Origin of the sequence: Candidatus Competibacter denitrificans Run_A_D11, from assembly GCF_001051235.1 — a bacterium.
Taxonomy (GTDB): Bacteria; Pseudomonadota; Gammaproteobacteria; order Competibacterales; family Competibacteraceae; genus Competibacter_A; species Competibacter_A denitrificans.
Genome location: NZ_CBTJ020000107.1, coordinates 1 through 11,913, shown reverse-complemented (window position 1 = coordinate 11,913; position 11,913 = coordinate 1). Strand labels below are relative to the sequence as shown.

Sequence of the window (11,913 nt, the reverse complement as noted above, 5' to 3'; positions counted from 1 at the left end):
GATGGCCTGCGCCCGCGTGGTGGCCGTGCCGAGATTGATCAGCGTGACAGTGAGGTCCTGGTTGGGCGTGCCCGGTGCGACGGTCGGTGCGCTCATCACCCCGTTGCCCGCGCCCGCAAAGACCGGCGTGGTGGCGGATTCGGCGCCGCTCACCGGCGTGCGGATTTCGATCTCGATGGCGGCATCGGCTGCCCCACTGTAGCCGCCAGAGAGGATGACCTCGCCATTGCCGGTGCGGGCTTGCGGTTCGCGGAAGATGGACGCCAGCGCCGGCGCGGTGCTGGAGGCACTGAGTGTGGCGTTGATCAGGGCGTTGTTGGCATTGGCCAAGAGGCGTTGGACGCTCATCGTGATTGCAGCCTGCGGTGAAGGTCATCAAAGATGGGTTTGAGATCGCGCGCCAATTCTTCTTTGAATCGGCTATCGAGGAGGCGGGCATTGCTGGCATTGACATTGACATTGATCGTGGGGCTACTGACTCCCGCACTGCCGCTGGTTATGGTGGTGTGGGTGGTTTCGGTGCTGGCGTTTTTCTGGGCGTCGGCGTCGGCTTGTTCCTGGAGTTGCTTGAGCTTGAGCGCGTGCAGTGCGTCTTCGGCGGCTTTGGCCCGACGGTATTCGGCATCGCCCAACTCGCCTGCTTTTTTGTATTCTTCCTCAAGCTGACGGAGCTTCTCCTGATGCTCCAGTTCGTAGACTTCCTTGTTCTTACCCTGGAGCCGCAGGATTTCTTTCTCGGTGGCGTCGGCCGCTTCAGCCAGCGATTGCACCATGGCTTCAGCTTCGGCGCGCGCATCGGCCAGGGCTTGGCGGAGATTTTCAGATGCGGCTCGCGCGGCATCGTTTAAGTAGGATTCGCTCTTGTCGAGGTTGTTGGCGAGATCTTCAACGTAGAGTGCGGCGTCATTGGCATTGTTGCCGACTCCCCGCAACCCTTCATTAGCGAGCCGTTCGGCGGCGATGTCTGCTTCATTGATCGCGCTTTGGATGTCGCGGATGACCATCTCAAAGCGCCGAACGCCCTCTTCGCCAAAGGCAATGGCGGATTGATTGCCAAATTTGGCCAGCGTGACATTGACGCCCTCCATGCTGTTCTTGGCTTTCTCGGCCGTCTCGCTGACTTCCTTGTTGCGTCGGGCTACGTCTTCGGCAGCGTCGGAAAACTTGTAGGCATTCTGAGCGGCGTTGTCGAAAACCTTGGCCTCGTCGTTGACTTGCTTGAGCGCATCGGATTCTTTTTGCAGCGCTTCGGCGTGAAGTTCGGCTTCTTTTGCCGCCGCTTTTTTCTGGTCGGCGACGGCTTGTAGGTTGGCGATTTGCTCTTTATCGGCTTTCGAGAGTTCGCCGTCGGCGGCTAGCTCCAGGGCTTTGGCATCGACCGCTTTTTGAGCATCGGCGGCTTCGGTGGCCTTGGCAGCGGACAGGGCCTCGGCTTGTTCAATGAGGACTTTTTGCTGTTTGGCTTGCAGCTTTGCAACTTCGGCTTCATCGCCGCGTGCCTGGGCAACTTTGATCGCGCCCTCGATCTCCTTGAGTTGGACGCTGTAATATTGCTCGCTGGCATCCGCCGCGCGTTGGTGCTCTTTGGTTTGCTCGGCATAGAGGCGGGTTAGCTGGCCGATGGGGCCGGCCATAATGGCGGCTTGCTGTGCCTCCTTTTCCATCACTGGAATCTTGGCGGCCATCTCAATGGCTGATGCTTTCGTTGCCTGTGCTTCCGCGCGGGCGCTATCGGCGGATTCCTTGGCTTTGGCAATCGCTTCCTTGTTGAGCGGGTCCGTCTTCAGCAGCGCTTCATACTTAAGCTGGAGTGCCTCAGCCGATTTCGCTGCCGCTTCAGATTCCTTCCAATAACTGTCCGCCGTTTTTTTGGCGGCTTCAGCCTGTTCGGCTTTCTTCTGCGCGGTCAGTTCGGCAACACGATTGGCATTGCCTTCGATTTCCGCTAGTCGGATGCTGGCTTCAATCAGCGCTTCGCCAGACTTGGCCACCGCCTCATGGGCTTCACGCTGCCGCGCGGCGGTTTTAATAGCGGTTTCCGCGTTGGTGATATTGCGATCCAGGGCACTGTTATAAGCGCCGAGCGCATCGCTGGCTTTCTTTTTGGCTTCGTTGACCTGCTCCGTGATGCTTTTATCTTTCGTAGCAGTGAGCGTGCCTTTTTTTTGCGCTTCCTCGACCCGCTCTAATTCTTGCCGGGTCTTTTCCATGGTTTGCCGAAGATCCTCAAGCGTTGGGGTGTACCCCTCCAGCTTGGCCCGGCCTTCTTCCATGGTGGCGTTGAGTGTGGTGATGGTGGCCTTTACGGCATCATTAGCGGCTGCGCTCTTGTACTGTTCGCCATTGAGCACTTTTACGGATTCGATGAAGTCGCCCTGCATGGCCCACAGTTTTTGGGTGGCAGCAGCATGAGCTTGTTTTGCGCCTTCTGCGGTTTGATCAGCAGTGGCGAGTCGCTTTACTTCGGCTTGCTGTAACTGGATGGCCTCGGCAAATTGCTTGGTTTTCTCAACCGCGTCGGTCTGCTTGGCGGCTTGTTCGGCGGTGGCTTGGGCAAGGTTTTTTTGCGCTTCCGCGCCTGCCTTAGCAGCATCTGCAATCTGTTGCTGTTGCTTGGCGGCTCCTTCCGCGTTGCCACGCATACGGTCCATCGCCTTGCCGCTGGCCTCGAACGAGCGGGCTGCAACTCCGGCGAATTCGCCAGCCGATTCCGATAAGCCGTTTAGATTGGCTTCAATCTTGGCGATTTCTGCATCGGAGTACCGATTGAAATACTTACCGACCTCGAAGGTGGCCCGGCCAATGGCTTCCACGACTTTCAAGGTGCCGGATACGACCGCCGCCAGAATGCCAACGACGCCAGACCAGGCGATAGTGAAGCTATTGGCGAAGGTCTCACCAGCGCCTTGCGCGCGCGGAAATGATTCTGCAATGGTCGCTGCTAACCGCTTGGCGGCATCAGCAACGGCATTGAATAAATCACGGAGGGGTCCAAAATCCGCGCTGCGGATGAACCCGGCCAAGAACTCACTGCCTTTTTGCGCCAGGCTATTGACTCCGGCCAGTAGATCAGCCGCGCCACGAGTCAGGCTGTCCCATGTTGATTTCAGCCCATCCAGTGCATCCGTTTTAAGCGCCTGCCAGAGGGATTGAAACCCTGTTGCTTGTTTGGTGGTGCTTTCCGTAACGCCATCCAGCGCTGTCTTGGCTTGTTGGGCGCTCGGCGCAACGGAACCCCCCAACGCCTGGGCGATGCGCTCGATCCCACTGGCAACGCCGTCGGCGATTTGGCCGATGCCATCCCATGCCGCCTTAAAGAGTTCGCCCGCTTGCTTGCCGATGTTCGCCGCACCCGGCAACGTACCGGTCAGGCTGGAATAGATCGAGCCGAGTGAATCGAGCGCCTTATCAACTGCTGTGCTGATGGCGCCGAATGCGCCATTGATGCTGTTTTTAATGCCGCTCCAATCGATATCGACGGAGAAGGCACGCACCTTGTTGTAAGCAGCGCTAAACCCGTCGGCCAAGGTTTTCTGGAACGCCTGGATACGATCATTGCTGGCAAAGGAGTTGAGCGCCGCTGTGAGGGTATCCAGCCCCTTGGCGAAGGGTTCGAGCTTGGGTGTGGCGAGTTCGACGCCTACACGCTTGAGGCTTTCCCAGAAGCGATCCAATGCGCCGAGGAAATTGCCCTGCATGATCTTGGCAGTCTCTTCGGCGCTTTTGCCCGCTGCGCCGATCTTCTCGGCAAATTCCGCAATGGCCTTGGAGCCGCCTTGCGCGAGCAAGGTATTGATGACTCGCCCGCCCTGCTCACCAAATAGTGCAATGGTTTGGCTGGCATTGATGCCGCGCTGGTCCAGGAAATCCAGCACATTGGAAAGTTCGGTACTGGTCGCACCTAAATCAAAGAGCGCCTGAGTCGCCGCGTGAGCTGGGTTGTTCAGAATGGCCAACACCGAGGCTAAGCCGGTGCCGGCTTCCGATCCGCGCTGTCCCGCTTTGGCCAGCACATCCAACGTGGCCGCTGTTTCCTTGAGCGACAGGCCCGACCGGCTGGCCTCGTTGCCGGTGTACTTCAACGCTTCGGCCATGTCGGTCGCGGTCGCTGCCACCGCGCCCGCCGCTTTGGCAAGAATATCCGCAACGGTCGATGCGTCTTCAGCTTTTAAGCCAAATTGCGCAATGGCGTCGGAGATCATCACCGCCGCTTTGGCGACGCTGATTTCTTCCATCGCCGCCAGAGCAAGCGTGCCTTTCAGCGCCTTGAGGGAGTCGTCTGCCGAGAAACCTGCGGCGACTAATTCCTTGATACCCCCTGCGGCTTCGGTCGCAGAGAAACCAAACTCAGGCCCCAGTGTTTGCGCGGCTTCCTTTGCGCGGCCAATCAGCGCTTCAAGGGCTGGCCCAGTTTCATCGGCGCGCGCGCGGATCGCATCCAGCGCTTTTTCAAAACTGGCAGCCTCTTTAAACGAAAATGCAGACGCTACGGCTGCTGTCAGTGCGGCGAATTGCGTCTTTGCGCTGGAAACAAAGCCAGAGACGATCCCCGACGCCTGGTCCTTTGCCGTGATCAGTAGCTGAAGAACCAGATTACGTTCAGCCATGCGAAAACTCCGGGTATTGGGCTACGATATGCGATGGATTAAAAGAGGATTGAACGTGATGCGAAAAACAGTGTTTTTGAGTTGTGTTCTGTTGGCTTGCCCTGCTCTGGCCGGTGAGTTGTATCGGTGGACCGATCCAGAAACCGGAAAGGCTATAGCAAGTCCAGCACTGCCGCCGTATCCCATTAAAGAAAAAGTACCGGGCGGCCAGTTGCCGAGTGGCGATGTCATCAAGTTGATCCTTGATGAAAATTCGCCGCAGTACAAAGCCGCTGTGGCCAGGCGGAAAGCAGAGGAAGATCAGATACGTCAGAAAGAAGAGGCGATGGCTAAACAGAAGGCCGAGAAAGAAGCGCGAGAGACTGAAGAGCGGCGGTTGACTGCGGAGGCTGAAGCTAAAAGACAGGCTGCATCCAAGACGAGAGAACCCACTGAAGACGAGATACAAACATGCTTGGGTTTCCTTCGTCAGGGACTTGAGTTCAAAGATCCTGAAAGTGTTCGCGTTGAAGATCGAGGCTTGATTACTGTCTACAAAGACGGAGAAAAAAACCTGACCTTTAAGGTAAATGCCAAAAACAGCTATGGCGCTTATGCGGGAGCCAAAACTTATAACTGCAAATATTTTCCCGATGGAAGTTTCAAGATAAACGACTGGTAAGTCTTGCGCTAACCCTTGACCCCACTCGGACGCGGGCGTAAGCTGCTGGTCAGGTGCTTGAGACACACCAATCAGCGGTTCCCCGCTCCGAGAATTGCGGTTTTTTTGTGCCTGTCCGATTTTCAAGGCCGGGAGTGCGGCTAATACAATACGGGTTCGCCCGAAATACGCCCGCCGTCTGATTGCGGTCTCAAGCTCCTGGCACCATCTTTCGATATGTGTCAACTTTGAGAAACAATCAGGAGCAACACTATGTCTACTGTTTTGTCCCTTGCCGTGATTGACGGCGAACCCCGCGTTGATTCCCGTGTCATTATTACCGAGCTTGGCGTTGAACCCAGGGCGACACGCCAATTGATCGACAAATATTCTTCTGAATTCAATGAATTTGGTCCACTTCCATTTGAAATGGAGGTGGGTAGACGGGGCCAGGGTGGTGGAACCCCGATAAAGTACTACCTCCTGAACGAAGACCAAGCCTATTTTCTGATGACGCTGGTGCGCAACACGGAGGAAGCGGTCGAGTTGAAAAAGCGCCTGGTCAAAGCCTTCGCGCAGTACCGCACCCGCAGCCAGAGCCTGCCCGAACCGGCCGCCCCCCGCCCGAACACCATCACCCTGGACAAAGACGAATACATCGGTCTTCTCAAAACGCAGGCAGCCTACTGGAAAGGCAAAGCCCAGCCGGGTCGGCGCCTGCTGACCACCGAGGAGAAAACCCGCATAAAAAAGTTCCATGCGCAGGGGCTGGGCAGTGCCGTCATTGGCCAGCGGATTCAGCGCCCGGAAGGCACGGTCGGCTCCTACCTGCGCCGGCTGCGGATCGGCCAGGACCGCTAACCGACCCCGACCCGCAGGAGGCCCGGCTTTTAGCCCTAAAGGCCAAAATAGTCCAACTGCTGGGCGCCGCCCTCGCGCCGACCCGGCCCGATCCGGCAAACAGGGCCGGGGTCTGATCCCGTGATCCGCTGACCTCACTCCGCGCCCACGCGCACTCCCTCTCCCGACTTGGGGGAGGGATTGAACAACCCCACGCGCCATTGACCGGCTTTCACGGTGGGGTATGATCGCCAAATGATTCCAGCCGAGGACATCCCCATGACGGCCATCATTGAGCCGGTGAACACTGCGCCCTTGAGTAGCGCCTTGCACATGATCGCCACGCTGGCCACGTTGAGTACCCAGCAAACCCTGCTGCAACTGGGTCTGTGGCAAATGGTGCGGCGGCGGCGACAAGACTATCAACGGCGGTTGCACCAACTGCGCACGCATCGGGATCATGAAACCGACCCCTCGCAAACACTCGACCCTGACGATACGCTCACCGACGAACTCCTGGCGATCCAGAAAAATATCAAAAGCACCGTTGGCATCCTCCAGTCGCATCCAAAAAGCTGGCTTGGAAACCGCACTCGCCAAGAACTCATCCGGCTCCACGGCGCGCTGGGTGATCTGCGCATCTGGATCATGGAACACGATGCGGATTGCTCGCCCATCATCGACGAAGCATTCGAAACACCCGAAGCGCTGCTTGCCGCGTTAAGAAAGGATGCTGCCGGATGACGGTCGTTGGCGCAGGAGGCGTCACGATTCTCACGATTAAACGGACGGAACGCTTTAAAAAGGACTACCGCAAACTCAAGCCCGACTTGCAGCACAAAACCGATCAAAAACTGACGAGTCTTTTGCAAAATCCCAGGCCACCCGGCCTGGTGTTCGAGAAACTGAAGGGCTACACGCGGCCCGACATTTACACCATCCACATCACCGGCAATTACAAAGTCGCGCTGCTGATCGACGGCACGACCGCCATCTTGCGTCGGGTCGCTGATCACAACGAGATCGACCGTGCGCCTTAGTCCTTGCTTCAGAAACGGAACATGCATCATCGTGAAGCCTCAGTGATCGACGCATTCGATCTAATCTACGATCACTTATTGGATAAAGTGGGATTGGAGCGCGCCAACACAGAGGCGGCGAAAAACGGATCATCGGCCCCATAAAGAGCCACAAATAACGCTTCAACATGCGCCGCACGAGACACCTCCGGCCAGTGCGACCGGAGGTGTTGCACGATATCGTTAGCGATAGTCCAAATATCGGGCGGGTTCGCCTCGACGGAGGGCAACATCGCAGCACCCGACCGCAGAGCTTTCAACGTCACCTCATCGTGATCGCGTTGCGCTTGCAAGAAGCGCTGCCGTGCCTCCTCGGTCATACTGTCCCATACAGGTTTGCTGATGCCGCCCACAGAATCGGGCGCATCCAGCGCAATCCCCTGATACTTCCACGCAATCAACGCATCAGCCGCTTCGGGCCACTGCGATGGACAAAGCGACGTGTGCGACAACAACGCCAACATATCGGCTCGCTCGCCGAGCAACATCCAATCTGGAAGATCTGGGGAATCAAGAGAACTCATATCAATGCCTCGTAAGGGTTAGGGTCTGCCAGAACCACGCTGATCAAAAAGCGCCGCCGAGGCTTAACCCCAGCGGCGCATTCACCGGTTTACTCCGGTCGCCCATCAATGATGAGGGCCGGTTCGCCGTTCAAGCCTTTGCTAAAGCTCAGATCAAAGCTCAGCTCGGCATACTTCGGGCTATCCTCTTTCAGCGACAAATCACCCGACGGCGCAAAGGTCACATAGGGCGCATACACATCCCGAAACTGGCCCTTGGCATTCTTGGCAATAAACCGCATCGCTCCATAGGCATCGGTCAGCGCGCCGGTCACTAACCGCTCCCGTTCAGCCGCCGAGCGGGTATAGCCCACCGACCAGGGCATCGGATAATCGGGATGCACCCGCGCGGTGGGCAGCACATAAAGCCGCGCCATCGCCGAATCCAGGGTGTAATCGGTATCCAGCGCCGGGGCCAAAATCCCGATACAGACCCAACTCACGCCGCCATCGGTCACCACATCACCGACGATGGTCGGCCAGGTGGGCGCCGTTGCACCCGACGTGCCGGCCGTAATCGCCTGATAGGCATATAGCGGCGTCGCGGCGGGTTTGACTTTGGCACCGGCGGCATACACGGTGGTCGCAGCCCAGGCCGCCAGCGTCGTTGGCGCGGCCACGGTCACCGCACTCACCCGCCGCACGCCGGAGGGATTGGCCACACTCGTGCCCAACTGGTAATAGCGATCCGGCAGCACCGTGATCGACTCGCCCGTCACCGTTCCGGTCGTCTGAACCTGAATCCCCGCCGTACCGGCCAAAAACAGTTTCAGGTTCTCCAGACTAAACTGGCGAACGGTCAACTTGCCGGTGCGGGTGATTTTGGTGACCGTCTCATCATCCAGCTCGTGCAAACCTTGCTCAGAGCTATACGACTGAATCTTATCGGTCTTGACGGTAATGCCGAGGCTCGAACTTAAGCCCAAATAGCGCTCGCCCAGATACTGGAGCAAGGCGCTCAGCGGATTGATGTAGGCTTCACCACCCGACACCAGCCGTTCTTTCTGCGTTGAAATGGCGCGTTGCATAGAGGATTACTCCGGTTCCGGCTCATGCAGGTCCTGCTTGGAACTGTAGGAAAGGATCTCGCCGGGATGGATGGTGATACTGAAAGGCGCTAAGCCCAAAGAGCGCTCGCCTTCGCATGACGACTGAGCCTCGGCTGGAAGGAAAGCCCGACCCCGTGAAACCACTCGCTCTTTCTGTGTTGAAATGGCGCGTTGCATGGGTATTTACTCCGCCCTGGCGACGTGACCGGAGTCGATCAAGCCCAACGCCAAATCCACCGGCAAGGACACCCGCTCGTGCGGTGCATACGTTTTCCCTTCGTGGGTCAGCCGACCATGCAGCGTCACGCAGGGGATCAGCGCCGGAGGCGGGGGTGGTTCGTTGGCCGTGACTGGCGTGGTTTCGGTCGTCCCGGCGGCTTCCGGGTTGGGCGCTGGCGCTTCGGCAGCGGCAGCCGTTTCCAACACCGGATCAGCGACGGGCGTGGGATCGACGGTTGTAACGGGTTCGGTGGTCGTGACCACGGTTTCAGTCTCAGTGACTTCAGGCTTTTTAGGCATCTCAGCGGTTCTCTAACGGTAATAGGGCCAAAAATCGGGTTCGATGTAGGTGGCATAGGTCAGGATATAAACGCCTTGGCCCACATCGGGATAACGGTGATCTTCCGTGGGAAAAAACAGCGGACTAAACTCCGGGCCGGGAACAAACTGCGCCAGGGCGGCCAGCACTGCACTGAGCAACGCGCCCGCCTCCAGCAGCAAGCCCGACCCTTCCGCGATCTGCGCGACGTTGCGCACATGCAAGGCCACATACCAGGTCTGGCGTGGGTTCGCCTCACCGCCGGCAAAGGGGCCAGGGATCACATACGCCGACGGCGTGATGCCGGTCAGCACCTTGCCCAGCGCATCCAAACTGGGCGCATCGCTGACTTTCACAAACTGCGGACACTGCGCCTTGATCTGGGTCAGGATCGCCGCGCCCGCTGCAAACCAGTTGTCTTTCAGCGGAACGGCCATCAGAACCTCGCCAAGGTGGTGGCGTCGAACACGCGCGTGGGCGCGCTAAACTCTGGCGAGCCGATGGCGGCTACCTCCGCTGTCGCCAGCGGCAGTGACAACACCGCCTTGCCGCTGGCCACATCCTTCAACCAGGCCATGGCAAACTCAAAGCGCTTGCGCACCTCTTCCGGTGCGGCATCATCAAAAATCCAATAGCGCGCCAGATCGCACGCCGTGCCGACGATGATGGGGGGATACGGCGCGACCAGCGGCAGGGCATAGCGCCCCGCCAGATAGCCATCGATCATCGCATCGGCGCGGGTTAAAACGGCTTCAATCGCTGCCGCATCCGCCGCGCCGCTGCCATCGCGATCCGCAATCTGGCGGATCTCGACCGCACCGAAGGCATCCTCCAGGTGGGTTTGGGTGGCGTAAGTCATGATCAGCCCAGCAAGACGGCCAGATTTTCCGGCTTGATGCAGGCCACGCCCCAGGCCAGGCGCACGTCATAGAGCACCTGGAGGTATTGCGGATACACCGAGACTTCAAAGCTCAGGTTCGACTTCGGGTCGGTAATCATCATCCGATCCGTGGCCATATCGCCTTCGGCCGGCAGCGTCGGCGCACGCGCGGCCAACAGAATCGACCCTCTGGAAAACGCCAGATTGGCGGTGAAACTATTACCGACCGTGACGGCTGTCGCCGCTGCCGGAATGGCTTGCCGCAGACCGGGCGCTGCTAACACCAGCGTACCGGGTGCGCTGATACCGGTCGCCACCATGTATTTATTGGTGTCACCAGCAAAGGTCACAATATCGCCCGCCAAGATCGCGCCCGTGCCCGTGATCAGCGGAATACTGGTCGTGCCAACGGCAAACCCAGCGGCCGTGGTGGTGTAACTCGCACCCGTGCCCTTGGTGACGTTCTTGATCTGCGCCGATTCCCGCATCGTAAAGCCGTGCATATCCAGCAACACGCCTTGGCGCAGTAGGCTCTGATCGCCCACCATCTGGACTTGCGCTTGCTTGCCGCGAATCGTCGCGCCCGCTTGGGTATTCAGCACCAACTGCAAATCCGACACCGGTGCGCCGTTATCGACCAGGATCTTGCGCACCTGAGCCGCATCGGAATAATCGCCGCCCGTGCCAAAGGGCGTCGTGCCGGCCGTGCCATAGGCGCGCGAGGCGCGGGTATACAATGCCGCCAGATCCGTCTCGATCTCGTTGGTGAGCACCCGCATGGCCTGGGCGAACTGATTTTGCAAAATGGATCGATAACCGGGTCCATTGTTATCCAGGGCGCGTTGCTCCTCACCCGTCCAGCGCACCGCCGCGCGACGCGATTTGCTGATCGTCACGGTGGTATTACCGATGGTCTGATCACCATCGTTGGGTGGGGTGACGGCAGGCACCGCATCGCTGGCCGTGGGCGCGGCCGTCAGCGGGATGCGCACCACTTGACCGATGGCGGCGCGGGTGACTTGGGCATCCATCGTCACCGCAGGAATCATCCCCACCAGCTCGCGCGAGACGATATCCAGCGCGGCGTACAGATCGGGAATCAGGTTCGTCAGCGTATTGGCCATAACAGCAATCCTTAAAAAGAGGAATCAACAGCGGCGATCAATCAACGATCTTGCCGCCGCGCGCCAGGTGGGCCTTGCGCTGCTGCGGGTCGAGCCGTTCGAAGGCTTTGCGCGACAGGGCGCCTGCCGGGGGTTTGTTCTCGTCGGTCGCAGCGGTGCGCTCGGCGTAATCGATCTGGGGGGGTAGCCGCTTTAGAAACTCCATCAACCACGCGCGCGCGAAGGTCTTGACGGTCTGACCTTCGGCTTCAGGATCGGCAAACTCCATCGGCTGCACGGCCGGAATTTGCGCCAGCAGCGCCACCACGGGTTGTTGATCACGCGGCAACAAGCGGCCTTGCTCGATCAACTGATCAGCAAACGCCAGATCAGCAGCGCGGCGTTGCCGCTGTTCCTCTGCTTTAAGAGTTGCCTCGCGCGAGGCAATAGCGGCTTCGCGCGAGGCAATAGCGGCTTCGCGTGCGGCAAAATCGACGCTTGGCGATGCAGTAGGCGGTGCAGGCGGCGGGGTCTGCGGGACAGAAACGGGTTCAGTCACGGTCATCATCTCCGAAGGGGATAAAGCGAATTCGAGGGTAATCGTGTCGGCCTCA

At 58.8% G+C, this 11,913-nt stretch carries 13 protein-coding genes and 1 pseudogene; 4 read left to right on the top strand and 10 right to left on the bottom strand.

What is annotated here, in order from left to right:
• Positions 1-348: hypothetical protein (locus BN873_RS16710; RefSeq protein ID WP_048676462.1), on the bottom strand; the 348-nt coding region annotated here is incomplete at its 3' end.
• On the bottom strand, positions 345-4,607 hold the full coding sequence (locus tag BN873_RS16705) for a phage tail tape measure protein (RefSeq protein ID WP_048676460.1): 4,263 nt from the start codon (positions 4,605-4,607) through the stop codon (positions 345-347). The genes BN873_RS16710 and BN873_RS16705, both read right to left, overlap by 4 nt.
• Before the next feature lie 58 nt (positions 4,608-4,665).
• Here BN873_RS16705 and BN873_RS16700 point away from each other — a divergent pair, with 58 nt between their 5' ends.
• From BN873_RS16700 to BN873_RS16685, 4 genes are all read left to right on the top strand, one after another.
• The gene (locus BN873_RS16700) at positions 4,666-5,268 is read left to right on the top strand and encodes a hypothetical protein (RefSeq protein WP_139031760.1); all 603 of its coding nucleotides are present in this window, start codon (positions 4,666-4,668) and stop codon (positions 5,266-5,268) included.
• Between the two features lie 252 nt (positions 5,269-5,520).
• The gene (locus tag BN873_RS18945; protein WP_053085433.1) at positions 5,521-6,108 is read left to right on the top strand and encodes a Rha family transcriptional regulator; all 588 of its coding nucleotides are present in this window, start codon (positions 5,521-5,523) and stop codon (positions 6,106-6,108) included.
• 258 nt (positions 6,109-6,366) lie between these two features.
• Positions 6,367-6,831 carry a hypothetical protein gene (locus tag BN873_RS16690; RefSeq protein WP_139031759.1) on the top strand — a complete coding sequence of 155 codons (465 nt, stop codon included), beginning with the start codon at positions 6,367-6,369 and terminating at the stop codon, positions 6,829-6,831.
• Positions 6,828-7,127 (top strand): hypothetical protein, encoded by a 300-nt coding sequence (locus BN873_RS16685; protein WP_048676452.1) that lies wholly within the window; start codon positions 6,828-6,830, stop codon positions 7,125-7,127. Before BN873_RS16690 ends, BN873_RS16685 begins: the two co-directional genes overlap by 4 nt.
• Before the next feature lie 71 nt (positions 7,128-7,198).
• Here BN873_RS16685 and BN873_RS16680 read toward each other — a convergent pair whose 3' ends face one another.
• From BN873_RS16680 to BN873_RS16645, 8 genes and pseudogenes are all read right to left on the bottom strand, one after another.
• Positions 7,199-7,690: a hypothetical protein gene (locus BN873_RS16680; protein ID WP_139031758.1), complete on the bottom strand. Its 492-nt coding sequence runs from the start codon at positions 7,688-7,690 to the stop codon at positions 7,199-7,201.
• 89 nt (positions 7,691-7,779) lie between these two features.
• Positions 7,780-8,757: a phage tail tube protein gene (locus BN873_RS16675; protein WP_048676446.1), complete on the bottom strand. Its 978-nt coding sequence runs from the start codon at positions 8,755-8,757 to the stop codon at positions 7,780-7,782.
• A gap of 6 nt (positions 8,758-8,763) precedes the next feature.
• Positions 8,764-8,955 carry a hypothetical protein gene (locus BN873_RS16670; protein WP_048676443.1) on the bottom strand — a complete coding sequence of 64 codons (192 nt, stop codon included), beginning with the start codon at positions 8,953-8,955 and terminating at the stop codon, positions 8,764-8,766.
• Between the two features lie 6 nt (positions 8,956-8,961).
• Positions 8,962-9,297 (bottom strand): hypothetical protein, encoded by a 336-nt coding sequence (locus tag BN873_RS16665; protein WP_048676440.1) that lies wholly within the window; start codon positions 9,295-9,297, stop codon positions 8,962-8,964.
• Positions 9,298-9,309: 12 nt separating this feature from the next.
• Positions 9,310-9,753 (bottom strand): phage tail terminator protein, encoded by a 444-nt coding sequence (locus BN873_RS16660; protein ID WP_048676437.1) that lies wholly within the window; start codon positions 9,751-9,753, stop codon positions 9,310-9,312.
• Positions 9,753-10,175, bottom strand: coding sequence for a gp436 family protein (locus tag BN873_RS16655; protein ID WP_048676434.1), 423 nt, complete (start codon positions 10,173-10,175; stop codon positions 9,753-9,755). The genes BN873_RS16660 and BN873_RS16655 overlap by 1 nt, the downstream gene beginning before the upstream one ends.
• A 2-nt stretch (positions 10,176-10,177) precedes the next feature.
• Entirely contained in the window at positions 10,178-11,320 is a 1,143-nt protein-coding gene (locus BN873_RS16650) for a major capsid protein (RefSeq protein WP_048676431.1), read from the bottom strand.
• A 37-nt stretch (positions 11,321-11,357) separates the two neighbouring features.
• Positions 11,358-11,913, bottom strand: a pseudogene (locus BN873_RS16645) (hypothetical protein); the annotation flags it as partial.